This is a genomic window from Mesorhizobium helmanticense (assembly GCF_003034915.1).
Classification (GTDB): domain Bacteria; phylum Pseudomonadota; class Alphaproteobacteria; order Rhizobiales; family Rhizobiaceae; genus Mesorhizobium; species Mesorhizobium helmanticense.
In genome coordinates this window covers 48023-73226 of record NZ_PZJX01000018.1, presented here as the reverse complement: position 1 = coordinate 73226, position 25204 = coordinate 48023, and the positions used below count along the sequence as shown (strand labels likewise).

The window sequence follows — 25204 nt, the reverse complement described above, 5'->3', positions numbered from 1 at the left end:
CACAGCACGAGCTTAACCGGCCTTACAGTTCGTCTTCGAGGTCGGAGATACCGAAAGTTATCTGCCGGCGCAGCCGGTTGGCCGAAATCAAAAAAGCTATAACAATGGGGAACTAGCATGATTTCTTCGCTGGAACGACACCTGCTGTCCAGAAGACAGATACTGCAAGGCGCTGCGGGGTTATCCGCTGCGGCGATGATGGGATCTCGCGCTTTCGCGGCGCCCTCCACACCGATCAGCTTCGTTGGCTGGCAGTACCAGCCGCAGATCGTCGAAGAGAATGTCAAGTCGTTCATGAAACTCTACGACGAGAACGTGAATTACGAACTCGTATCAGGCGACTACCACCCCGTGGCGGAGACGAAGCTTACCGGCGGTCAGCATATCGACATGCTGTACTCCGAGGAGAACTACATCGCCCGCTGGCACGCAGCCAACTGGATCCGCGACATCGAGAGCCTGCCGGGCGTTGCTGATATCAAGGCCGGCATGTTCCCGGTCAGTGTGGAGTCGCTTTCACTGCCGAACGGCGGGCCGCTATGCGGGCTTCCCTACTACGCCGGCTACAACACCTTCCTCTACAACGAGGAGCATCTCGCGAAGGCCGGGGTTCAGGCGCCGGAAACCTGGGATGCCGTCCTTGATGTCTGCCGCAAGCTCAAGAAGGATGGGATCTCCGAGGCGCCCTTCCACGCGATGTGGCAGCAACAATGGCCTGATATGTCCTGGTACATGTTCGCGGCATGGTATTCAGAAGGCGCAAAGGTCTTCGACGCCGATGGGAACTTCGTCGACGAGCCGGCGTTGCGCAAGATCCTCGAAATCAACCAGACTTTCTACAAGGAAAAGCTGGTCGTCGAGGACATCATGACTTTGCCCGGCGAAGGCGTGCCCAGCTATGCCTCCGGCCGCCACACATTCATGGTCGTGCATGATTACAACCACAAGGTTGCCAATGATCCCGCCGTTTCCAAGATCGCGGGAAAAGTGCGCAACGCGATCATGCCGGGAGCGACCCGCTCGACCATGGCCTGGACGGCGGCCTATCTCATGGGCTCGCAACCCGTCGATGAGGAACGCGTGTGGAACCTGCTCCAGTTCTTCGGCGGCAAAGCCAAGGATGGCCAGTATCATGTGATCAAGCGCTGGGCGCTCGAGTTCGGCCTCGGCTCGGGCTACAAGGAGGTCATGCAGGACCCCGAGATCGTCGCCAGTTTCTCGAAATGGCGCGACCTCGATATTTCGGCCAAACAGCTCGGCATGGCGACGTCACGCGCCATCGGCAAGGCGATCTGGTTCCCGGAATGGGATATGTTCATGATGCAGCAGGTCCAGGAATACATCCGTTCGGGCAGCTCGACCGACCAGCTGGTGGCATCGCTTGCGGCCAAGGCTTCGGAGTTGAAGGCCCAGTACCAGTAAGGCATCCGAAGTAGCCGGTCATCGGGATCGGCTACTCCGTCCGTATCAACCTCCAACGACATCGCCAGACGCGGCATTGCCGGCGATCTGGCCCAGATGATGTGCGAGGACGCATGACAACGACGCTGCTGCCGTCGCAAAGAATAGAGCCACTGGCGCATCAGCGCCGCCGCAGGATCAGCCTTCCGGCTTTTGCTTATGTCTCCGTCGCCCCGACACTGATCCTGATGGTCCTGATCGTCGGCCTGCCACTCCTCTACAGCCTCTATTTGTCCTTCAACATCACCAATCCGATCACCAAGCGATGGATTTTCGTTGGCTTCGCCAATTATACGAAGATCTTCCAGAACCAGGACTTCTGGTATGCGCTCGGCCGCACGCTTTATTTCTCGGCGATTGCGGTCATCGGAACGACCGTACTCGGAACGCTGATCGCACTTGTCTTAAACCAGCGATTTGCTGGCCGCGGCTTCCTGCGCAGTGTGGTCCTTGTCCCCTGGGCCATGGCGCCTGTGTCTATCGGAGTGCTGTGGTCCTTCATCTATGCCGGCAATTTCGGTTTGTTGAACGGCTTTCTCAACGACGTGGGCCTCGGTTCATGGGGACGGGCATGGTTCGGAGAGGGCTTCCGCGCCCTCAACCTCGTGGCATTGACCCAGGTCTGGAACCAGACGCCGTTGACGACGCTGATGCTCCTTTCCAGCTTGCAATCCATGCCGGGCAACCTGCATCGCGCAGCCATTCTCGACGGCGCAGGGCCGGTCAAGCGCTTCTTCTCGATCACGCTGCCCTGGCTCAAGCCGACGCTGCTTTTCTCCACCATCATCTCCACCATCAATGCGTTCCTGGCCTTCGACATCATCTGGATCATGACGCGCGGTGGGCCGGGCGCGGCGACAACCACATTGTCCTGGCTCGGCTACATGCAATCCTTCCAGTTCCTGAAGTTCGGCGAAGGGGCCGCTCTTCTCTACGTGTTGACGTTCCTCAGCCTTGCATTCGCGATCGCCTATTTCGCCTTCCTCAGCCCCAGGAAAGCCAGAACGACGGTGCCGGCGATGGCCGCTCCAGGACTGCAGACGGCCAGCCGCCCGCGCCCTCCCATGGTCGTCTTGCCGGAATGGAAGCCGAAGAGGCTGATGGGCCCGATTGCCACGCGCAACACGGCTAAATTCCTGTTCGCGCTCGCCGTTGTTGCCATTTTTGTCTGGTCTTTCCTGCCCGTCGCCGCGCTGATCCTGATCAGCCTGTCGCCGGCCACCGACCTGATCCGAACGCCTCCTTCCGTCGTGCCCTCGACGCTCACCTTCGAAAACTATCGGTCCGTGCTCATGGCCCAAGGCACGACCAGCGTGCAGGCCGCACGCGTGCCGTTGTCGCTGCTCAACAGTTTCGGCGTCGGCATCGTCGTCTCCGTCATCAACGTCGCGCTCGGCACATTGGCTGGTTACGGTTTTGCCCGCTACGCCGGACATCGTTTCTTTGCCGTCAGCCTCTGGGCGCTTCTTCTGACGCGTATGGTTCCTGCGCTGACGCTGGTTCTGCCGTTCTTTGTCATCTTCCGGACGCTCGGGCTCATCGACACCCATCTCGGTCTGGTGATCGCATATTCGACGATCCTGATGCCGCTTGCCGCCTGGATGATGAAGACCAGTTTCGAGACCGTGCCCCTCAGCCTGGAGCGCGCTGCACAGATCGATGGCTGCAGCCGCTGGACGATGTTCCGCAAGGTTCTGGTGCCTGTGGTGCGGCCGGCTATCGTCGCGGCGCTGATCTTCTGCTTCCTGGTGTCCTGGAACGAGTTTCTCTTTGCCATGATCCTGACCTCGACCCCCAAGACGCAGACAATCCCGGTCGTCATCGCAGGCTTTCTCAACCAGGCACGCTTCTATGAGTATGGGCCGCTTTTTGCCGCCAGCGTGCTTGCCATCCTGCCGCCCGTGGCGGTCGCCTTCTTCTTCCAACGTTACCTCGTCCAGGGTGCGCTTTCCGGCGCGGTCAAGGGCTGAAAGGAGATTTGAGCATGGCATCGATCGAAATTGCCGGCCTCAACAAGCGGTTCGGGACCATGGCTGTTTTGAAAGGGCTCGATCTCTCGATCAACGACGGCGAGTTCATCTCCTTCCTCGGACCGTCGGGATGCGGAAAATCGACTTTGCTGTTTTGCATCGCCGGCCTGGAGGATATCGACGAGGGATCCATCCGCTTCGACAACAAGGAGATTTCGGATCTCGGACCGCGCGAACGCAACATCGCCCTGGTCTTCCAGGATTACGCGCTCTATCCGCATATGACGGTGCGCGAAAATATCGCCTTTCCATTGCGCCAGCAGAAACTGGCAGAGGCGACCGTGGACAAGCAGGTTGCCTGGGCCGCCGATGTTCTGGGCATCGAGGCCCTTCTCGACCGACCGCCGGCGGCGCTTTCCGGCGGCCAGCGCCAGCGCGTCGCCGTTGGCCGCGCGATCGTCAGAAACCCTTCGGTACTTCTAATGGACGAGCCCCTTTCCAATCTCGATGCCTCGCTGCGCGTGCGCATGCGCACCGAGATCCGGCGCCTCCAGAAGGCGCTCGGCATCACCGTCATCTTCGTTACGCACGATCAGGAGGAGGCCATGGTGCTGTCCGACCGGATCGCCGTGATGAAGGACGGCGTCGTGCAGCAGTTCGCGCCGCCGATGGAGGTTTATTCCGAGCCAGCCAACCAATTCGTTGCCGGGTTCATCGGCAGCCCGCAAATGAACTTCTTGCCCGCCAATCTGTGTGGCGGCAGTTCCGATCAGATCCTCGGCGTGCGTCCACACGACCTGAAGCCGGCGGCTCGTGGCAATGGCGGCCTGACGCTGTCGGGCGAGCTTGTGCTTATCGAGCCGGCCGGGCCTTTCCAGTTCCTCGACGTTTCGATCGCCGGGCATGTCGTCCGGGCAACCTGTAGCGACGCGTCCGGCCTGTCTGCCGGCCAAAGCGTCATCCTCAGCGCGCGAGCGGACGCCGTTCGTTATTTCGCCGCGGACGGCGGCACCCGTATCAACCAGCAATTCTTGGAAACCGAAAGCCGAATTCATGCCGTATGAGCTCGTTTTAAAAAATGGCCGTGTGATCGATCCTTCCCAGGGCATCGACCGCATCACCGACGTTGCCTTCGCCGGCGGAAAGGTCGCCGCGCTTGGGGACGGTCTTTCCGGCACGCAAGAACGAAACGTCTCCGGCTTGATCGTGACGCCCGGCCTGATCGATCTGCACACGCATGTCTACTGGGGCGGGACGTCGCTCGGCGTGGACCCCGACTCGTTTGCCCGAAAGAGCGCGGTTTCGACCTGCGTCGATACAGGAAGTGCGGGACCAGGAAATTTTCCGGGATTTCGCAAGCATGTGATCGAGCGCAGCACCGCCCGCATTCTCGTTTATCTGCATATCTCCTTCGCCGGCATCTATGGGTTCGCAAAGAATTTCATGATCGGCGAAAGCCATGACATGCGGCTTCTTGCCGGCCGTGAAGCGGTCGAGATCATCAACGCCAACCGCGACGTCATCATCGGCGTGAAAGTGCGCATCGGGCGCCATGCTTCCGGCCCCGCCGGTATCCAGCCTCTCGATGTCGCCCTGCAGGTCGCGGATGAGACGGGCCTGCCGCTGATGGCCCATATCGATGAGCCGCCGCCATCCTACGAGGCCGTTGTCTCGCGCCTGCGCGCCGGCGACGTGCTGACCCATTGTTTCCGGCCCTTCCCCAATGCACCCGTCGACGGCAGGGGCAAGATCAAGCCGGAAATCCTTGAGGCAAGGCAACGCGGCGTTCTTTTCGATATCGGCCACGGGATGGGCTCCTTCTCCTGGAAGTCCGCACGCGCAATGATGGCGCAAGGTTTCCAGCCGGACACCATCTCCTCCGATGTCCATGCGCTGTGCATCGAAGGCCCGGCCTACGACCAGGTCACGACGCTTTCGAAATTCCTGGCGCTCGGCATGTCGATCAACGACATCATCGCAGCCTCGACCGTCAATGCGGCCAAGGCATTGCGGCGCCCTGAGCTTGGAACGTTCAAGATCGGCTCGGCCGGGGATGCGAGCATCCTCGAATTGCGCAGCGGCGCGTTTTCCCTTGAAGACACGCGTGGCGAGATCGTCGTCGCGCCTGAACGTATCTTTGCCGCCGGTCTGGTCATTGCCGGCCAGGATATCGGTACCGACGATCAAACGCTCGCAGCAGCGGCCGAATGAAGGAGATCTGAAAAATGGATGGTGGCTACACAACGAAAGACGCGCCGGCCAATTTCATAGGCGGCGAATGGCAGACGGAGCCGGAGACCATGGCGGCGGTCAACCCGGCAACCGGAGAGACCATTGCCCAGCTCCCGCGATCAAGCCGCGAGACGGCACAACGGGCTGTCGCCGCGGCAAAGGCCGCCGGGCCGGCATGGGCCGACACGCCGGTTTTCAAGCGCGCCGCGATTTGCGTTGCCATCGCCTCGGCAATCGACGCCGCTCAGGAAAAGATCGCTCGCATCCTCTCGGCCGAGCAAGGCAAGGTTCTTGCGGAGGCCATGGGTGAGGTCGGCAAGGCCGCCGACGGCTTCCGGCTGGCATCCGAGCTCGTCAAGCAAATGGGCGGGCAGACCTTGCCGGCCGAGGATCCGACGAAGCTTGTCATGACGATCCGCCAGCCGCGTGGCGTTTATGGCGTCATCACCCCGTGGAATTTTCCGGTCAACATCCCCGTGGAATATCTGGCCCCGGGCATTGCCAGCGGCAACACCATCGTCTGGGTCCCCGCTCCTTCCACCTCGCTGGTCGCCTGTGCCTTGATGGAGGCAATCGACAGCGCCGGTCTTCCCGCCGGCGTCATCAATCTGGTCATCGGGGAAGGCGCAACCGCGGGCGACGCCGTCGTGGTTCATCCCGACGTGGCGGCCATCGGCTTTACCGGGAGTGCGGCGACCGGCAGGAGAATCGCCGAGCGCGGCGCCGGCAAGCCGCTGCTCCTGGAACTGGGCGGCAACGGCCCCGTGATCGTTTTCGAGGATGCCGATCTTGACGCGGCTGCCGCTGCCGCGGCCGGCGGCGCATTCTTCAATGCCGGTCAGGTCTGCGCCGCGACGGGACGTGTTCTCGCGCATCGGTCGATTGCCGAAAGCCTGTGCGAGAAACTTGTCGTCCATGCGAAAAAACATGTGCTCGGCGATCCCTTCCATCAGGGAACCACCATGGGGCCGCTGAACAACGCCAAGGTCGCGGCCAAGGTCAAGGAGCATGTCGATGACGCGGTCGCCCAAGGCGCCAAGGTGCTTTATGGCGGCAAGCCGCGCCCCGATCTCGGCAGTGGACTGTTTTTTGAACCGACGATCATCGCCGGTGTCACGCGCGAGATGAAAATCAACCGGGAGGAGACTTTCGGCCCTGTCGTTCCCGTTCTCGCGTTCAGGGACGAGGCCGAAGCGCTCGATCTGGCGCTCGACAGCGACTATGGCCTGTCGGTCGGCGTCTTCACGGCGGATGTGGCGCGAGGTGTTTCGATCGCCAAGGCGATCCCCGCCGGGATCGTCAACGTCAATGCCGGCAGCACCTGGTGGGAAATTCACCTGCCTTTCGGCGGCGGGACCGGCACCAGGAGCGGCATCGGCCGGCTGGGCGGCGTGCACACGATGGAAGCCATGACGGAACTCAAGATGATTTCGGTCACGATCGATCGAAAGGCAGGTGCGGCATGAACCCCCAATCGCTTGCTTTTGCCGGCGAACGCAATTCGCTGCTTTCTCCGCCCGAAAAAGCGCGGATGATCCGCGTTCTCGTCGACGAACTGATCCCTGGCGCCGAGGGCTGGCCCTCCGCATCCGAAGCCGGCGTGCACGGCATCGTGGCGATGCGTCTCCTTGCGGACTGGAGCGATGTGCGGTTTACGGCAATGGCCGATCTGCTGGGCTGGGAAAGGGACGGGCTTTCAAGCGCCGATGGCGAGACCCGCATCGCGTCCGTCAAGGCCTTCGAGCACGCTGACCCGGAGCTTTTCGACAGGATCTACGCAGCGGTGACGCTTGCCTACTACGAAACGCCTTTCGTCATCGAAGCCATTCGAAACACGGGGCGCCCATACTCCTACCGGCCTCATCTCACCGGCTACGACATGGCGCCCTTTGATTTCAACCGGGACCAGCCCGCCCATCGCCGCGGCCGCTACCTGAAAACAGAAAACGTCAGGCCCGTCGATACGTCGTCGCTCGGCCTGGACACGGTAAAGACAGATCATTGGGGACTGGAAAGATGACAACAGAGCGCATCTGTGACGTATTGATCGTGGGCGCCGGCGCGACGGGATCCCTGGCGGCACTGACACTGGCGGAAGCCGGTCTCGATGTCATCTGCCTGGAACAGGGTTCCTGGGTGGAAGCGCAAGATCATCCGCATCTCCATGCCGACTGGTCTTGGCAGCGCCGGACCAACTGGAGCCCGGACGTCAACAAGCGCAGCCATCCGGACGATTTCCCCGTCAATTCGGACTCCTCGCAAATCCTGATGTGGAACGCCGTCGGCGGGTCGACCAACGTCTATGGCGCAATCTGGCCACGCTACCGTCCCTCCGATTTCCGCAAGGGCACGGAGCATGGTCTTCAGCCGGACTGGCCGCTCACCTATGAGGATATCGCGCCCTTCTACGAGCAGGCCGACAAGCTCGTCGGCGTGTCGGGACTTGCCGGCGATCCGGCCATGCCCCCACGAGACCGCTGCCCGACCCCGCCAATGCCTGTGTCCAAGGTGGCGAAGCGCCTTGCTTCCGGTTTCGATGCGCTTGACTGGCACTGGTGGCCCGTCGAGGCCGCGGCGATCTCGGAGGATTATGACGGCCGACCGGCCTGTAACAATTGCGGCACCTGCAACGGCTGCCCGCGCGGATCGATGAGCAAATATTCGCTGTCCATCTGGCCGAAGGCATTGAATGCCGGCTGCGAACTGCGCATCAACGCCCGCGTGCTGAAGATCGAGAAAGACCCGGACGGCCGCGCAAGCGGCGCGCTCTATGTCGACCGGAACACCGGGAAGAAATATTTCCAGAAAGCGAAACTGGTTATCGTGGCCGCGAACGGCATCGGCACGCCACGGCTCCTTCTTGCATCCGACAATCTTGCCAACGCCAACGATCAGGTCGGACGCCATCTCCTGCACCACACGCTGGTTGCCTGCGAGATGTGGGTCGACGAGCCGGTCGATGGTCATATCGGTTACGTCGCATCCCTGCTGTCGCGGCAGTTTGCCGAAACCGACGTGTCGCGCGGTTTCGTCAACGGTTTCAATTTCAACTGCATCACCTCAACGCCTTCGGCAGGAGAACTCGCTGCAGGCTGGTTCACGCCGGCTCGTGCGCCATGGGGCCGCGACCATCACCCGTGGTTCGAGCGTCACTTCGGCCATTCCATCGGCGTTTTCGCCATTGGCGACGATCTGCCGAATCCGGAAAATCGCGTGACGCTGGATCCCGTGCTGAAAGATTCCGATGGCGTGCCTGCGGCAAAGACCCATTATGCGCCAGGTGAAAACGACAAGCGCATGATGAACTACATGCTGGATCGCCTCGAGGAGCTTGCAAAGGCGTGCGGCGCTTTCGAATATCGGCTGCATGACTATCGCGACAAGGACGGCGTTTATCGCACACCCGCCTGGCATATGATCGGCACCTGCCGCATGGGCAGCGACCTCGCGACATCCGTCGTCAACCGGTGGAATCAGACCTGGGAGGTTCCCAATCTTTTCATCGTCGATGGAAGCGTGCTGGCGACCGGCGGTGTCGTCAATCCGACGGCGACCATCTCGGCGCTCGCTTTGCGTGCCGCAGCCTATATCCGCGACAATTTCGAAACCCTGTCGCAGCAGACGCGGTCGTCGATAGCCGCCTGACGCGGACGACGCGGGTAGTCCATCGCAAGCCCGGTAAAGCCATCGGGGTCCCGCCGAAATGGCTATGACCGGAGTCGTGCGGATCAGAGAAAGACAAAATGCTCCAACGCCCCCCTGCCGAACCCGGAATGAGCGAAGCCGATATCGATACGCCTGCCCTCATCATCGATCTCGATGCCATGGAAGGCAATCTCGACCGCATGGCCGCATTCTGCCGCAACGCAGGGGTACGGTTGCGCGCTCACGCGAAAACCCACAAGTCCCCCGTCATCGCCCACTGGCAGATCGCCAGGGGGGCCATCGGCCAGTGCGTGCAAAAACCAGCGGAGGCCGAGGTTCTTGCCTGGGGCGGCGTCAGCGACATCCTCGTTTCTAACGAGGTCGTTTCCTCCCGCAAGCTGGCGCGTCTGGCCGCGCTGACCAGGATGTCGAAGATTTCGCTTTGTGCCGATAGCGCGATCGTGGTCGACCAGATCGAGGCAGTTGCCGAATCCTTTGCCACGCGGTTGACCGTGCTGGTCGAGATCGACGTCAGCGGCGGCCGCTGCGGTGTGGAGCCCGGCGAGCCGGCCACGGCACTGGCGGTACGCATAGCGAGAAGCCGCCATCTGGTGTTCGGCGGCCTGCAATCCTATCAAGGGCGCGCCCAGCACCTGCGCACCGAAGAGGAACGGCGCGACGCGATCGGCCAGGCTGCGGCGCGAACGGCGGATACGGTCGCCGCAATCAGGAAGCAAAAGCTGGAATGCGCTGTCGTTGGCGGCGCAGGCACGGGAACCTTCGCCCACGAGGCAGCCAGCGGCGTCTACAACGAGTTGCAAGCCGGCTCCTATGTGTTCATGGATGCCGACTATGCACGAAATCGTCCCGCTCCCGATTTCGAACAATCGCTGTTCGTGTTGAGCACGGTCATGAGTGCCGCCCGTCCCGGCATCGCGGTTCTGGACTGCGGCCACAAGGGGATTGCCGTCGACAGCGGGCTTCCTCTCATTCACGCCAGACAGGATATCGACTATGTCGGCGCATCCGATGAGCACGGTTCGCTCGTCCTGCGTTCGGATCCCGGCAGCCTTGCCATCGGCGAAACGCTGCGCCTCATTCCGGGCCATTGCGATCCAACGGTCGACCGCTACGACTGGTATGTCGGCATGCGCGGCAAGCGGGTCGAATGCGTCTTTCCTGTCGCGGCGCGCGGAATGATGCAATGACGCTTGCTGTTCCTCTGAAGACCGAAACGAAACCCCAGGACCTGAGCCTACGCTGCATCGCTTGCGATGCCACCCTGGCGCCAACACTGGTCTACCGCTGCCCCGACTGCGGCGGCATATTGGAGGTTGTACGTCAAAAGCCGGAGGGCCGCGGCTGGCTCAGGGCCGACTTCGTCGCGGATGACATTACGCTTGGAGAGGGCGGCACGCCGCTTCGGGAACTCAGACCCGATCTCCTCCATGCCGGCTTCAAAGGGCGGCTTCTGGTGAAGGACGAAACCCGCAATCCATCCGGCTCCTTCAAGGATCGTCTCGTGGCGGCGTCGTTGAGCCGGGCGATCGCGCTTGGCGCGACTGGTATCGTCAGCGCGTCGAGCGGCAATGCCGGCGCCGCTGCCGCCTGCTATGCCGCGAATGCGGGAATTCCCGCTATCATCGTCTGCCCGGAGGCGACCCCGCGTGGCAAGCTGGCGCAGATTGTCGCCTATGGCGCCACGCTTGAGCAGGTGCCCGGCCATTACGGAAACTCGTTTGAGCATGCCAAACGACTCTGCGCCGAGACCGGCTATGCAAATCTGACCACGACCTATCTCAATCCTTATGGCGTGGATGCCTTGCGGCTGGTCGGGCAGGAACTCCATGAGCAGATGGGACGCATCGTGCCCGACTGGATCGCCATCCCGACAAGTTCCGGGCCGCTGGTCAAAGGCGTCTTTCAGGGCTTTATGGATAGGGTTGGCGAAGTGCCACGTCTGATCGCGGCGCAGTCCGAAGGTTGTGCTCCGATAGCGAGAGCCTTCAAGGACGGAAAAATCGACGTTGACGGCTGGGAGAACCCCAAAACGATCGCGTCCGGCATTTCGGACCCGTTGCTGGGCTATCCCGAGGAAGGCAGTCTGACGCTTTCGCTTGTCCGCGCAAGCAAGGGTGTTGCGTATGCCGTCGGCGATGAGTGCATTCGCGAGGCGATGATCGACCTGGCGCGCAAGGCCGGTCTGTTCTGCGAGCCGACGGGGGCGGCCTCTCTTGCCGCGGCCCGGGATCTGTTCATGAACGGCACGATTGGATCAACTGATACCGTGGTCTGCATTGTGACCGGACATGGTTTCAAGGATTTTGCGGCCCACGAGGGCGTGGGGCACTCCATTCATCGAGGATCCAGACCGCTTTAACCGGGAACTCTCGGAGTTCGCAGATTGAAGAGGCGTGCGCCAAGCGAATGCGCCCAATCCTGACAACGATTATCGCGGACCGCGTCGCTGCCGACGCCTTCACCACGAGCGACCCAGAAGGTGTCGCCGATCCCATGCTCCAGATGCAAATCGCGGCGAAATACCTCGTCGAATGCGGCGCTGTCGCAAAAACCACACGCGAGAGGGAAGCGGCCGCGACGGAATTGATTCGGTCGATAGGCTCACGTGCCAACGGGGGCACACTAATCCCCGGCGGCCTCCAGGATGAGGTTCGTGATCTCGTCGGGGTGGGAGATCAACGACAGGTGACTTGACTTCACTTCGATAGTTTTCGCGCCCATGCGTTTGGCCATGAAGCGTTCGAGATCGGGGTTGATTGTGCGGTCTTCCGTTGAAACGGCGTAGAAACTTGGCTTCGAGCGCCAAGCCGCCTGCGTGGTCTTGCCGGTGAGCAGCGCCTTGTGGAATGGTTCCTGGATCGCATAGAGCACTTTCGCCTTCTCTTCCGGCAGGTCGCCAGCGAAATCGCGCAGGAAAGCGGCCTCGCTCAAACGCCCTTCATCACCGTCGAAGATGATACCGGCGGATGCGGGTGGTGTCGGAAATGTCTTGGCCAGCGCCGTGTAATCCTCGCCCGCGTCCGGCGCTCGCGCCGCCACATAGACGAGGGCCGAGACGTTGGGATGCATGCCGGCTTCCGTGACAATCATCCCGGAAAAGGAATGCCCGACCAGAACGGTCGGGCCATCCTGCCTCGCCAACACGCGCTGCGCGGAGGCGACCGCTTCGGGTAACGTCGTGAGGGGGTTCTGCACAGCGGTGACATTGAGTCCCGCCGCCTGCAGTCGCGCGATCACTTCGGACCAGCAGGAGCCGTCAGCGAACAGCCCATGCACGAGAACGATATTGCGCGCCTTCACAAGCGCTGCCGGGGTTGCGGCCATTCCGCGCGCAACGATGAGCGAAGCGACGGCGGCGGCAACCGCCGTGGTCGAGAAGGTACGCCGGTTGATCATGAGCTGTCTTCCTTCCATTGTACGAGTTCTTGGCAAAAATCCTGCGGTGTCACTACGCCGGCGGCGGGATCACCATCGAAAAGACGATCCGTCCGGATCAGGCGGGCACCCCACTTGCGAGTTCCGCCAAGGCGCGAAGCTTCGCGTCCAGCATGATTGCCGCGGCGGTGACGTCATCGTTGTTGAGCCGGCTCATCAGCGACGAGGGCAGATCGTATGCCAACCGCACCTCGCCGGTTGCCGTCTGAAAGATCAGGACCCTCACCGGAACATTCAGGCCGACACCCAAGTCATGCGTGATCATGGTCTTGGCCACCATCGGGTTGCCGATGATGTATGATCGAATCCTGGCGTTCTCACCCACCCTGGCCATCCAGGCGCCATGGTCGTTCGTCAGGAAGCGCATGAAGCCGCTTCGACCTTCATAGGCCCGGATGCGGGACTCGAAGTCGGCTGGGCTGGTCGCCGCGGCGACTTCGCGCGCAATAATGGTGGGGTCCCCGAAGTTACCGAGTTCGGCCTCGAAGGCAGCCACGACATCGTCGAAGGAACGCCGGCTTACATGCTCACAGTGCTGAACGGTAAAGCTGTCGATCATGGATACCTCCTCTTGGCTTGCTGGTAACCTCTGGCCAACCACGATCTTTACAGCGTTGGCCAGGGGCGGTTGACATGGGTGTGCAATCCTTACCTCGCGGTCGCGGCCTTTTCGATGAGCTTGGCCACAACTGACGGATGCGAGACCATCACGACATGGGGAGCGCCTTTCACGACTATGGTCTCCTTTGCACCCGCACGCTGCGCCATGAAGGCGTGTGCGGCCGGCGGGATGACCTTGTCGTCACTACCGTAAACAAACCACGATGGAATGGTTTTCCAGGCCGGCGCCTCGGAGGCTCCCTTAAGCGCGACATCCGTCACGGGGCGCTGAGTGGCCGCCATGAGCTCGGCCTGCTTCTCGGGAACATCAGCCGCGAATACAGACCGGAACTTATTCTGTTGGATATAGAGGTCATGGGCGCCGTCGGCGAGGGCAATCGGCGTCGCCAGCGCGTCAGGCAGGATGCTTCCCGGAAATTTGCCAGTGAGATCGAAGGCGCTCTCGCCAGCTTCCGGCGCATAGGCCGCCACATAGACCAGGGCCTTGACATTGTCGGCGCCGGTCGCGGCATTCGTGATGATCGAGCCTCCATACGAGTGGCCGACCAGGACCACCGGCCCTTTGACGTTCTTGACAATACCGGACACGTAGTCGGAGTCGCTTTTGATGCTGCGAAGCGGGTTCGCAGCCGCGATGACCGTATATCCGGCGGCCTGAAGCTTGGAGATTACACCGTCCCAGCTCGATGAGTCCGCCAGCGCACCGTGGACCAGGACAATGGTGGGCTTCGTCGGCTCGGACGTGGCGGCCGAAGCGGTACCGATTGGCAGGATCGACATGCCAATGGCGCTGAGAGCCAACAGCGCGGTAAATGCCGCCTGCGTAAAGTGAGCTATAAGTTTCATAGACAGGTTCCTCTGATTTGAAGGATGGGATTAAAATCGATGTTGACGGGCGATTGCCCTGCTCGCCTGCTCGCCAATGATGACGCTGGGCGCCATGGTGTTAGCCAGAGGAACGCGGGGCATCACGGAGGCGTCTGCGACACGGAGGCGGTCGACGCCGTAGACTTTGAGACGACTGTCCACGACGGACATGTCGTCCTGCCCCATCTTGGCAGTGCAGCTCTGGTGCCAGATGGTCGTCACGCCGTCGCGGATAAAGTCGTCCATGGCGGCCGAGGTGAGTGCCGTCGGCATGACTTCGCGCTTCACAAAGCCCTTAAGCGCCTGGGAGTTGCCAACCTCCCGCGCAAGCTCCACACACCGCCGCAACGCGGTCAGGTCAGCCGGATCGGAAAGGATTTGCGCATCGATCTGGACCGGATCGTCGGGTTTGGCACCGGTCAGGCGCAGACGCCCCACGCTGTGCGGACGCAGCAGCGCCGGAAATATCCCCCAGGATCCGGCCGGGGTGGTGTAACGCCCAGCGAGCTCGGGGGTCACGACGGGAAACTGTATCTGAAGCAATTGGATATCAGGACTGTCCAACTCCGGTGCGCTCTTGGCAAAGATGGTGGCTTCGCCTCCGTTGCCATGGGGAGGCAGCGGCTCCGGATATTCCCAGACGCAGCTCGAGACCATGATGTGGTCCTGGAAGTTGGCGCCCACTCCAGGAAGGTGTTGGATCACCGGGATGTCCAACGATGCCAGCGCCTCAGCATCGCCAATGCCGGACTGCATCAATACTTTGGGGGTCTGGATGGCACCCAGGGACAGAACCACCTCCTTCGAGGCGAGGAAACGGTGACTCCGACCGTCGGAGGTGCAGTCCACGCCGATCGCCGCTCCCCGTTCGACGATCACGCGCGTGACCAGGGTCCCGGGCAGTACCGTCAGATTCGGCTGGTTCATCACCGGGAAGGTGTAGGAACGGAAGATCGACTGCCGCCGACCGTCGCGAATGCGCAGGTTGAAGTAGGAAGCGCCGCCGGGCCCTTCCATCATGGCGCCGTTCACATCGTCGAAGGAAGGGATGCCGAGTTCGGTGGCCGCGTCGAGCATCGCGGCCGCGACGGGGTTCGACTCGATCGGGGGCGTGATGTAAAGGAGACCATTCTGCCCGCGTCTGGCTGGGTCCGGCGTGCCCTGCCAGTCTTCAATTTCGCGATAGATGTTCAGAACGGAGTCATAGCTCCAGGCGGGATCGCCGGCCTGATCGGCAAAATAATCCCAGTCAGTCTTGTGGCCGCGAGCCCAGAGCATGACGTTGATGCTTGATCCTCCCCCCAAGACCTTGCCCATGCTCATCGGGATGGCGCGCCCGTTGAGGTGCGGATTGGGCAAGGCCGTGTAACCCCAGTCGCGCGCGCTGCCCAGATTCAGCGGCCACGCCGCCGCCATTTCCACCTCGGGAGCGTTGTCGCTCCCCCCGGCTTCTATCAGCAGCACAGAGACGTCCGGATTTTCCGCCAGACGCCGCGCCACGACCGAACCGGACGAGCCGGATCCGCACACGATGAAGTCGTAGGTCGCTCGAAGAGATGCGCGAAGTCGCAGCTGGTTCTCTTCCACTTCGCGGGCGAACTCCGCGTCGAGACTTTCATGAGATGATGCTTTGCTCATGTTCCACTCCAAAAAAGGGAATCCCGCGCCAGCCTGTATTGAACGGCCTGGTCGCGTGGTGGGCCCGGTCGAGCGCTCTCGCTCTCGGCTAGGCGTCCAGAAAGGTGCGGACGTGGCTCACGAAGAACGCGTGGTGTTGGAAGAGAGCACCGTGGCCGGAGTCGGGATACAGGAGCAGCTGAGCGTTGCTCATAGCCCTGAACATCGCGTAGGCGTTGTCCGCCGGCAGCATGGTGTCGTCGCTGCCGCTAACCACGAGGGCGGGTTGGGTGATCGCGCGCAAGATTGTATGTTCGGTATCCGGCGTGGCGCACCAGGTGATCAGCGCCTTGGCCTGCGGATCGGTCACGGCGCTGCCGCTGTCGGTGTCCCGATCTTCCTTGCGGGCATAGACCCGGTTCAGAAATGCTTTGCCGGCGGCCTGGCCGTCGGCCGACCGAGTGAAGAACAGCGGCAGCCGCGGATCCGGCGTTTCGGTTTGGGAGAAGGCCTCCTTGAGGACCGCCAGCAGGTGCTCTTCACCGCCCTGCGGCGCGGTGCCGACGAGGATCACCTTGCGGACCAGCGGGCCGTGCTCGGCCGCCATCTGCTGGGCGACGCAGCCGCCGAGAGAATAGCCGAGCAGGTCGACCTTGGAGAAGCCGAGCAACCCGATGAAGGTGACGGCGTCGCGGGCCATGGCCGCGATGTTGTCGGGGGTTTGGCCGGTGGAGCGGCCGACGCCGGCGTTGTCGAAGGCGATCACGGGACGATCGACAGCCAGCGCGTTCACGACAGCGGGGTCCCAGGCGTCGATATTGCCCGAGAAGTGCTGCAGCAGAATGAGCGGCGTTCCGTTCGATGGGCCGAGCCGGCGATAAGCGAAGCGGATGCCGCTGCCTTCGATGTATAGGGTGGGCGCGGTTTCCAGCGTGGTACCCTTATGGGTTATGGCGTTGAGTTCCGTCATGTCATCCTCACAGACTCTCTGAGTAAATCGCTCGTTCAGAGCGGCACGGCAGAGAATGGCATGATGGCTATCGGACGGGGTGTTACGAGGCGTAAGCTGGTGCAAAGTTCTGTCATCCAAATAGCTCGGGATGATTGGGCATGGGCTGAACACTTCCGGAGCAGCCAGATCATCATGTGAAGTTTGGAGCGATGCTCTTTACTGGCCGCTTGGCTGATCCAATTCAGCCGGCGAAAATGCCATTGTCCCGAGAAGGGCATGTGGAGGCATGGCCCCGCGCCAACGTTGCGTTCGCCCGCCTGGCGCGTCATCCTCGAAGGGTCTGCGGCGCGCTCAAGGTGCAGGGCGCCCGAAACAGGACGACGGCCGCCGGAGTAGTCCGGACATCCGGAGTCGCCTCTACCTCAATCCCAAGCCCTAAGTCGACAGACCGTCAAACGTGCACGTCCGAGGGCGACTCCAGGTTACGCCCAGCAGGGGTTCGCCTCCGCCCCGGCACATTCATCAGATGCCAGATTGATTGCGCAGAATGATGAGCTGAACGATTTTTTCGTCGTGAGATGAAAAATAAAAGGCAAGCACGAGAGGATCCGGCAGCCCGCGCTTGTCGAACAATCCATCCACATGGGCGGTCACGATCGAATGCCCATAATGCTGGACCGTTTTAACGAGTTCGAGTGACAATCGCTCGCCGATGATATCGCGCGCCGCCCAAGCCGCGATGGCCTCCTTGCCCCAGTAGTCGACAAGCTGGTCATTGACCAGGGCGTCCTCGACGAATGTCTCCAACAATGCGTCGAGATCGCCTGTGTTCGTTGCGCGGACGCAAGCCGCTACCGACGGCGGCAGCTCAGCGATCAAGGCAGTCGGATGCGGATCCTGCGGCCCGGGCTCTCGCTGCTTATCGAAATGAGACATGCCAACAAACGCCCTGTCTGTAAACTCGAACGAATGTTGCAGGAGGAGGCGGCGGGGGGCATGTTATCCGATGTTAAATGACGTTATCGCCTGAGGTCCGCCAGGAGTTGACCCGCAAGCTTCAGGTCCTTTGTCTGGTATCCCTCCGCAAATTGCCGATAGACACCCTCCAACAGGTCGGCGGCGTCCGCCGATTTGCCGCGGCAGGACCACTGCCGCGCAAGGCTCATTGCCGATCGCAGTTCGAGGCTGAGGGCCGATTGCTCCTTTGCTTGCCGCAAGGAGAGCTGGAAAGCCCGCTCAGCGGCCGCCAGGTCGACGGGCGTGGTCTGGAGCCATATCTCCGCACGGACTCTCAGCAGGTCTGGTACATTCAAGGTTTCGCCGAAGGCCTCGCTCAGGACCAGGCCTGCGTCGACTACAGCCGCAGCCTCCTCGACCTCCCCCGCCTTCATCAGGCCTTCAGCAAGAGCGATATGAAGCGCCGGCGTCAGGGTGTGATGATTCTGCGCCTGCAACACTCCGAGAGAGCGCCGCAAGAGCGCTACGCCCTCCGCCGTATTGCCGCGCGCAATGGCTAGTTCGCCGCTCAATGCCATACCGAGTGTGTGGTAGGGGCCAAGTGAGTGTCGCGCTGCGTGATCGAGAAGGCGCCGCACAAGTTGCTCCGCCTCATCGAGGTCGCCTCGCCAGAGAAATACGGTTGCCGTGAAGATCAAAGTCATACACAGATTGACCGGGTGATCGCGTTTGGTCGCCAAGTCGGTCACCCGCGTTGCGGTCTCGGCGGCACGGTCCGGAAGCCCGATCAGCCAGTAGCAGCGCGCCAGCGCGATCAGGGCGCGAATCTCATGATCGTAGCCAAAGAAGGCAACTTGCGCGGCGCCCGCGGCATCAGCTTTCGTTAGGCCGCGTTCGCAGTGGCGCCGCGCGCCCATCTGATCTCCAACCAAGTGGTAAGCGACACCCAAGACCGACTCCGCCGTCGCGATAACGCCAGGCGAGCCAGTCGCCTCGGCGACTGTCATGCTGCGTTGGGCGACCCTGAGCGCGCCCTGGAAATCGCCGACGCGGGTGAGGAAGATGCCCATACCGACCAGGAGGTGAATTTGATACACATGGTCGCCACGTGCCTCGGCCAAGCTCAGCGCGTCCTCGATGGCTCTGCGCACTTCGTCGCTGTTGCCTCGGGTAAACATCGCCGAAGCGGGGAGGAACGCCTGCAGCGTCAGGTGGATAGCGCTCCCTTCATCGATCTCGGGCAATGCAGCCAGGCCCTGTTCGCAACAGCGAACGCATTCGCTGAACAAGGCAAGATCAAAGAACAATGGGGCCGCCCCGGCAGCCAGCTGTACGCCGATCGCCGCTTCGCCAGCGGCGGAAAAGCTCCATTCCAAGGCCGCGCGAATATTGCCCAGGTACGGTCCGGCGAATGCCACGTCCTCAATGGTGATTGCGACTCCCTTGCCTGCGCTGTTCGAAAGACGATTCGCGTAATAGAGGGCATGTTGTCTCGCGACAGCGTTCGCCTCATCGGTTTGTGCAAGTTTTTCGGCTGCGAAGGCCAGCGTGGAATCGAGCAGCCGATGATGTGCGATCCCGCCGATCGGCGCGACCCAAACGAGCGATTTGTCGATCAAGCTGGAAATCGCTTCAGCCACCTCAATCGCATCGGTTTGGTCGTCGGCCGCCACAGCCTGAGCTGCTTCGAGCGTGAACACGCCAACGAAGGCTGAGAGGCGGCTGAGCACGCGCCGGTCCCGGTCGGACAAGAGATTGAAGCTCCAGTCCAGCATCGCTGCCAGCGTTTTTTGGCGGGGCGGGGCGCTTCGGCGACCCTGCCATAGGAGTTTGAACCGATTGCTCAGCAGGTCAGCCGTGCCCTGCAACCCATAAGTGCCGACCCGGCTGCCCGCGAGTTCGATGGCGAGCGCTATCCCGTCCAGTCGGCTGCAGATAGCCGCCACTGTCGGCGCATCGGCGTCTGTTAGCGGCACGGTGTAGCCGCTGGCGAATGCACGCTCCATAAGCAGCTGCACCGCGGGTGTAGCCATGACTTCGGCCGCAGTCAGGTCTTCTCTTACGGTCGGATAATTCAGCGGCGTCAAAAGGTGAACGTGCTCGCCTTCCGCGCGTAGCGCCTCCCGGCTTGTGGTGAGGATATACACCTCCGGCGCATCGTTGTAGAGACGCTCCGTCAGCGAAGCGGCAGTGTCGATGACGTGCTCGCAGTTGTCGAGGACCAGCAGAAGCCGACGCCCCGCCAGAAAGGCCAGGAGACCGGGCAGAGGATCTTGCGCCTGTACGAAGACACCCAGCACAGCGGCCACAGCGCAGGAAACAAGGTTCGCGTCGGTGACCGCGCCGAGATCAACGAAGTAAACAGCGTTGTCGAACTCGTCGAGAAGGGCGTGGGCGATGGAGATGGCGACGGTCGTCTTGCCCATGCCGCCCGGCCCCACCACGCTCACGAAACGCCGCGAGGTGAGCAACGTCGACAACGCCTCGACGGCGTCGTGACGGCCAATCATGCGGGCCAAGCGTGCCGGAAGTTTGTGTTTCGGAACCAAAGGAGGCTCGGACGGAGGCAGAAGCGACATCGGCGGCTGCGTTGCAGCACGATCAACAGATGCGACGAAACAATAACCCCGCCCTGTCACGTTCGCGATGTATCTGCCACCGCTCTGGCCATCGCCCAGCACCTTCCGCAGTTCCGCGATCGTCACCCTGAGGCTGCCTTCGCCCACCACGACGTTCGGCCAGGCTCGGGCCATCAATTGGCGCTGTCCAACGACCTCACCAGTGGCCTCCGCAAGCGCGATGAGGATATCGAGCGCTCGACTGCCGACATCGACCGCCTCCTCGCCCCTCAACAGGAGGCGCTGCGCCGGGATCAGGCGGTATGGTCCGAACGAGATCACGTCACCAGAAGCCATGGAGCCCTGACAAAAGAACAATCAAGCGTGCCGGCCCACCATCCATCCGCCTGAAGTTTCCATTTCACCTACCTCTGCGTTGGCGCTTGTACAATGCTGGTTTTTGTCGATCTCAAGCGACCGTCCCAGCTGCGAGTTCGCCAAGGCACGGAGCATGGCATCCAGTTTGAGAGCCGGGGCGGATGCGTCTTCGTCGTGCAGCCGGCTCATCAGACAATAGAGCAGATCATAGGCTAAACGAATCTCGCCAGTTGTTGAAGCGCCTGAAACCGCTTCGACTCTCATATTCCCTGATGCGGGTCTCGAAGTCGGCGTGGCTCGTCGCAGCGGTAACCTCTCGCGGGATCGCGCCGTCCTCAATACCGCCGAGTTCAGCCCTGAAGGCAGCAACGATGTCCTCGAAGGAGCGTTGGCAAGCCGAAAAAGCCGGAGGATCTCTCCGATCACGCCTGCATTCAGTTCCGCAATCCCCGCACGGAACGGCCTTTCGAATGGGAATTCCAGCGCGGCAAACAGATCCTGCCTGTCCCGACGAGCGGGCCGCTCCTGCTGACCGATGTCAACACCATGCTGCAGGCCCGTCTTGCAGGAGCCGGCGTGGCGCAGGTCATGTCTTTGGGCATCGGGCACTGGATCGCAAGCGGCGCGCTGATTGATCTCTTCCCCGACTGGCCGGACGAGACCTTTCCGCTTTTTGCCATTCACCCGTCCCGCCGCCACCCGGCGGCCAAGGCCCGCGCTTTCCTGGATTTCTGCGCAGAACTTGCGAGGAATGGAACGCCTGATGGTCGCTAGCCGCGGTCGAGTCCCGACAATGGACAACTACGTGAATTCGCCAAGGCGAATGCTTCAGTGGACGAAGTACCGTCATGCGCGAAAAAGCGGGCGATGGCACTTCTCCCCTGCCCCACTGGGTCGCTATCCGGGAAAAATCAGTTTAGCGATATGGCCCTCTGAGGTTCGATTTATCAACACCAACGCAAAGGCGATTTATCAGCCGGACAAGTTCCTCGCCCCGGCTGGCGACGATCTTGCCGCGCTCGTCCGGCTGCGCGTTTGAAAGAGCGTTCCAGAGCCGGGCTTGCCGCTTGCAGATATCCGCGAGGTCGGAGCATTCCTGAGCGGTCAGCTTCAACAGGTCGCCGGCTGTTACCGGCCCGATGCCGGGGGGCGTGGTTACTCCGAGGGAAAGGTACCCCGGCGGCACGGTGCCTTTTGCGTTGGTCACCGATTGGCGGCAGATGACGTCGAAGATCTGGTCCACGGCCTGCTTGGCGCCGGCGACGCGCGACGGGTGATCCGTATCGGCCGCGGCGTGCGGCAGGAGTTCAAGTTTATCGCCATGCCGCTCGACCAGATCGAGATAAGGCAACATCGGGCCGGAGAGGCTGCCGGTCGACGGATCCCTGAATAGGTCAGCATCGACCGCCGCATGACGAATCCGCCCTGTCTCCAGGGCATCGCCAAGTGCCGCTGCATCGACAAGCTCGCCGCGATCGTAGTTGACGAGCACCGCGCCCTTGTTCATGCGGGACAATACGTCCGCCCCAATGAGCCCGGCATTGGCGTAGCGCCCGTTCTGCGTATCCTGTTGGCCCAACCCGACATGGACACTCAGCACATCGGCGCCGTCAGCTGCTTCGACGAGGTCTGGCGCAAAGACAATGCCCTCGGCTTCTATCCAGTCGCGGTGCCGTGGCCGTGCGTGGATCACCACGCGCATGCCGAAGGCGCGGGCGAGCTTCGCCACCTCGCGGCCGATATTGCCATAGCCGATGATCGCGATCGTCTTGCCTTCGAGCTTCTGCGTCGGAAAATCGCGCAGCTCCCTGCCGGTGTCGAAGGCGCCGCGCGCCACTCGCTCGTGAAGCACGTCGACCGGAAGATCCGGCAGCACCTTCAGGATCGCCTTCATCACCATCTGCGCCGTGGCGCGACTGTTGATGCCGGGCGTGTTCATCAGCACCGCGGAGCCGCCCTCGCCGCTGCCGCCGCCCCACGAGCGTGAGCCCATATTTCCGGTGCCGGCCCCGATCCGCACGCCGGCCAGCGGAAAGACGGTCTCCGCAGGCAGGAAGGTCGCGGCGGCGATGACGGCGTCATAGCGCCCGTCGCCGGCGGCTTCGATCAGTTCTTCCCGTGTGCTGAGGTCCGGCTGGTAAAAGAAATGCACCCGGCCCCGTTCGAGATCCGCCTTGTCGCCAAGCGCGGACCGGTGGAAGCGGCCGCCCTTGGCCTTGATATGTGCGCGCACCTCGCTCGTGTCAGGCTTGCCGTCGGATCCGAAACGCAGGCCGACCAGATCACAGATCAACACGGCGTAGACGCTTTGCGCGTCGATCTGCTCCACGGCCTGTATATTGGTGTTCGCGGTCACGTCGTTTCCCCATGCAAGAACGGAAAGGCCTGCTGGTACAGCAGCACGCAGCACGCTCCAAGATCAGAACCTATCCGCCCGAAACGGCGTCAGATCGATCGCCGGCGGCAAACCGGCCGCAAGTTGCGACACGATCTTGCCGGTGACGGCGCCTCCGATGAGGCCTTGATGGCCATGGCCGAAGGCGTAGATGACGTTCTTGGCCCGCGACGCCCGGTCGATGACGGGAATGCTGTCGGGCGTTCCTGGCCGATGCCCCATCCAGCGCGTGACCTCGCCGACCTCCAGTTTTCGGAACATCGGTCGAGCCTGCTTGAGGAGAACATCCGCCCGGTTCATGTTCGCGGGCGCTTGCAGCCCGGCGAATTCGACATTGCCGGCGATCCTGAGGCCATCCTCCATCGGCGAAGCGACGAACTTGCGGTCGGCCGAAATGGTCTGGATGCGCAGGCCGGTATCGGCACTCCTAACCATGATGTGATAGCCGCGCTCGCTCTCGAGCGGGATATGGTCGCCAAGCTTGCGAGCAAGGTCGCCGGACCAGGCACCGGCGCACAGCACCACGGTTTCGACCGGCATGCGCCCGCCACCTTCCAGCCGCAGCGCCGACGGGCCATTGGGACCCATATCGAAGCCGAGCACTTTTGCCCTGATGAAGCGGGCGCCCTGACGTGCCGCATGTTCGGCGAGCTTGGCGACAAGCCGGCCGGGGTTGGGACACTGCCCTTGTTCGGGCAGATAGACCGCGCTCTTGAAGATCGGCGCCAGGGCTGGTTCGAGCTGGCGGATTTCGTCGGCATCGAGGATCTCGACCTTGACGCCATGCTCGCGCCGCAGCCCGAGCCCATAGGCGCCCTTCGACGGACCGTCCGCCGTTTCGTGGACGAAGAGTTGGCCGCGCTTCTGCAACAGGTCCTCGCAGCCGGCGGCCTTGATCAGCGGCTCATAGCACTCGAACGTGTAGCGGTGCAGCGAGCGCATGGCCGCCGATATCTCCTCGACACGCGGCTTGCGGCTCGCGGCGAGGAAGCGCAGCAGCCAGGGCAGCGCGTGCGGCAGATAGGCCAGCCGCACGATCAACGGACCTTCCGGATCCATCAGCCATTTCGGCACGTTGCGAAGCACGCCGGGCATCGAGTTTGGAATGCACGATCCCGGGCAGATGCCGCCGGCATTGCCGAAGGAGCATTGCTCCTCCGAGCCCGGCAAGGCCGGATCGACCACCTCTACGGCAAAACCCTGCTTGAGCAGGTAGTTCGCGGTGCAGATGCCAACGATGCCGGCGCCGATGACCGTCACCTTGCCGCGCGGTATGCCTGTCGATGCCATGGTGATCGATCCGTTGTGCCGATCAGGGCGCGATCGCGCTCGGCGTCCCGGCACGGAAGGCCGGCAGCGACCGCGCCACCATCTGCTGCAGCATGCGGAAGTCGGACAGATAGGCCATGAAGCGATAGCCCAGTTTGCGCATGTCGACGCCATAGGCGACCGAACCGCAATGGATGCCCGGAATGACGCCGGCCTCCTTGCACTTGGCGGCGATGTATTCGATCGCCTCGTAGACGGCCGGATAGCGCGGATCGAAACCGGGCGCCTCGCCCATGGTCACCGCAAGGTCCGACGGGCCGACGAAGATGGCGTCGAGGTTAGGCGTCTTCAGGATGTCTTCCAGGTTCTTCACCGCCTGCTCGCTCTCGATCATCGCCATGGTGATAATGGTGTCGTTGGCATGCTGGAAATAGTCCGCGCCGGCATAGAGCGAAGCGCGCAGCGGGCCGACGCTGCGGCCGCCCTTGGGGAAGTAGCGGCACGCCTTGACGAAGGCATCCGCTTCCTCGGCCGTGTTGACCATCGGGCAGATCACGCCATAGGCGCCGGCATCGAGTACCTTGCCGATGATCGCAGGATCGTTCCACGGCACGCGCACCATCGGCGTCGTATCCGTCGTCGAGATCGCCTGCAGCATCGGCACGGCGTCGACATAGTCGGTCGCGCCATGCTGGAGGTCGACGGTCAGCGCGTCCCAGCCCTGCTGAGCCATCAGTTCCGCCGAGATCGACGACGGAATGCCGAGCCAGCCCGTCACCACTTCGCCGCCGGCGGCCCAAATGTCCTTCACCTTGTTCTTGCGCAT

At 62.2% G+C, this 25204-nt stretch carries 19 protein-coding genes and 1 pseudogene; 10 read left to right on the top strand and 10 right to left on the bottom strand.

The window, feature by feature from the left end:
• Positions 1-117 precede the first annotated feature (117 nt).
• The 9 genes from C9427_RS08050 (at position 118) to C9427_RS08010 (ending at position 11688) form a co-directional block, all read left to right on the top strand.
• On the top strand, positions 118-1422 hold the full coding sequence (locus C9427_RS08050) for an ABC transporter substrate-binding protein (RefSeq protein ID WP_107648603.1): 1305 nt from the start codon (positions 118-120) through the stop codon (positions 1420-1422).
• A 113-nt stretch (positions 1423-1535) separates the two neighbouring features.
• The gene (locus C9427_RS08045) at positions 1536-3431 is read left to right on the top strand and encodes an ABC transporter permease (RefSeq protein ID WP_107648602.1); all 1896 of its coding nucleotides are present in this window, start codon (positions 1536-1538) and stop codon (positions 3429-3431) included.
• 14 nt (positions 3432-3445) lie between these two features.
• A complete protein-coding gene (locus C9427_RS08040) occupies positions 3446-4495 on the top strand; it encodes an ABC transporter ATP-binding protein (RefSeq protein ID WP_107648601.1) in 1050 nt (349 codons plus the stop codon).
• Entirely contained in the window at positions 4485-5642 is a 1158-nt protein-coding gene (locus C9427_RS08035) for an amidohydrolase/deacetylase family metallohydrolase (protein WP_107648600.1), read from the top strand. The genes C9427_RS08040 and C9427_RS08035 overlap by 11 nt, the downstream gene beginning before the upstream one ends.
• A 14-nt stretch (positions 5643-5656) precedes the next feature.
• Positions 5657-7129 (top strand): aldehyde dehydrogenase family protein, encoded by a 1473-nt coding sequence (locus tag C9427_RS08030; protein WP_107648599.1) that lies wholly within the window; start codon positions 5657-5659, stop codon positions 7127-7129.
• Positions 7126-7683, top strand: coding sequence for a gluconate 2-dehydrogenase subunit 3 family protein (locus C9427_RS08025; protein WP_107648598.1), 558 nt, complete (start codon positions 7126-7128; stop codon positions 7681-7683). Before C9427_RS08030 ends, C9427_RS08025 begins: the two co-directional genes overlap by 4 nt.
• Positions 7680-9308 (top strand): GMC family oxidoreductase, encoded by a 1629-nt coding sequence (locus tag C9427_RS08020; RefSeq protein ID WP_107648597.1) that lies wholly within the window; start codon positions 7680-7682, stop codon positions 9306-9308. Before C9427_RS08025 ends, C9427_RS08020 begins: the two co-directional genes overlap by 4 nt.
• Before the next feature lie 98 nt (positions 9309-9406).
• The gene (locus C9427_RS08015; RefSeq protein WP_107648596.1) at positions 9407-10516 is read left to right on the top strand and encodes a DSD1 family PLP-dependent enzyme; all 1110 of its coding nucleotides are present in this window, start codon (positions 9407-9409) and stop codon (positions 10514-10516) included.
• Entirely contained in the window at positions 10477-11688 is a 1212-nt protein-coding gene (locus C9427_RS08010; RefSeq protein ID WP_342587239.1) for a pyridoxal-phosphate dependent enzyme, read from the top strand. The genes C9427_RS08015 and C9427_RS08010 overlap by 40 nt, the downstream gene beginning before the upstream one ends.
• Positions 11689-11951: 263 nt before the next feature.
• Here the strand turns inward: C9427_RS08010 and C9427_RS08005 are convergent, their stop codons facing one another.
• From C9427_RS08005 to C9427_RS07975, 7 genes are all read right to left on the bottom strand, one after another.
• Complete coding sequence (locus C9427_RS08005; protein WP_107648594.1) at positions 11952-12743, bottom strand: alpha/beta fold hydrolase; 792 nt, start codon at positions 12741-12743, stop codon at positions 11952-11954.
• A gap of 79 nt (positions 12744-12822) precedes the next feature.
• The gene (locus C9427_RS08000) at positions 12823-13323 is read right to left on the bottom strand and encodes a DUF302 domain-containing protein (protein WP_107648593.1); all 501 of its coding nucleotides are present in this window, start codon (positions 13321-13323) and stop codon (positions 12823-12825) included.
• Between the two features lie 89 nt (positions 13324-13412).
• Positions 13413-14165, bottom strand: coding sequence for an alpha/beta fold hydrolase (locus C9427_RS07995; protein ID WP_208636357.1), 753 nt, complete (start codon positions 14163-14165; stop codon positions 13413-13415).
• Between the two features lie 96 nt (positions 14166-14261).
• The gene (locus C9427_RS07990) at positions 14262-15890 is read right to left on the bottom strand and encodes a GMC family oxidoreductase (protein ID WP_107648591.1); all 1629 of its coding nucleotides are present in this window, start codon (positions 15888-15890) and stop codon (positions 14262-14264) included.
• Between the two features lie 88 nt (positions 15891-15978).
• Positions 15979-16839, bottom strand: coding sequence for an alpha/beta fold hydrolase (locus C9427_RS07985; protein ID WP_107648590.1), 861 nt, complete (start codon positions 16837-16839; stop codon positions 15979-15981).
• A 504-nt stretch (positions 16840-17343) separates the two neighbouring features.
• Positions 17344-17757 (bottom strand): nuclear transport factor 2 family protein, encoded by a 414-nt coding sequence (locus C9427_RS07980; protein ID WP_107648589.1) that lies wholly within the window; start codon positions 17755-17757, stop codon positions 17344-17346.
• 83 nt (positions 17758-17840) lie between these two features.
• Positions 17841-20693, bottom strand: coding sequence for an ATP-binding protein (locus tag C9427_RS07975; RefSeq protein WP_107648588.1), 2853 nt, complete (start codon positions 20691-20693; stop codon positions 17841-17843).
• 423 nt (positions 20694-21116) lie between these two features.
• On the opposite strand from C9427_RS07975, the pseudogene C9427_RS07970 reads away from it, so the two are divergent.
• A pseudogene (locus C9427_RS07970) lies at positions 21117-21488 on the top strand (LysR substrate-binding domain-containing protein); the annotation flags it as partial.
• A gap of 142 nt (positions 21489-21630) precedes the next feature.
• Here the strand turns inward: C9427_RS07970 and C9427_RS07965 are convergent.
• The 3 genes from C9427_RS07965 to C9427_RS07955 form a co-directional block, all read right to left on the bottom strand.
• Positions 21631-23070, bottom strand: a complete 1440-nt coding sequence (locus tag C9427_RS07965; RefSeq protein WP_107648586.1) for an NAD(P)-dependent oxidoreductase — start codon at positions 23068-23070, stop codon at positions 21631-21633.
• Positions 23071-23133: 63 nt separating this feature from the next.
• Positions 23134-24453, bottom strand: a complete 1320-nt coding sequence (locus C9427_RS07960; RefSeq protein WP_280954150.1) for an NAD(P)/FAD-dependent oxidoreductase — start codon at positions 24451-24453, stop codon at positions 23134-23136.
• Positions 24422-25204: an HpcH/HpaI aldolase family protein gene (locus tag C9427_RS07955; RefSeq protein WP_064987889.1), complete on the bottom strand. Its 783-nt coding sequence runs from the start codon at positions 25202-25204 to the stop codon at positions 24422-24424. Before C9427_RS07955 ends, C9427_RS07960 begins: the two co-directional genes overlap by 32 nt.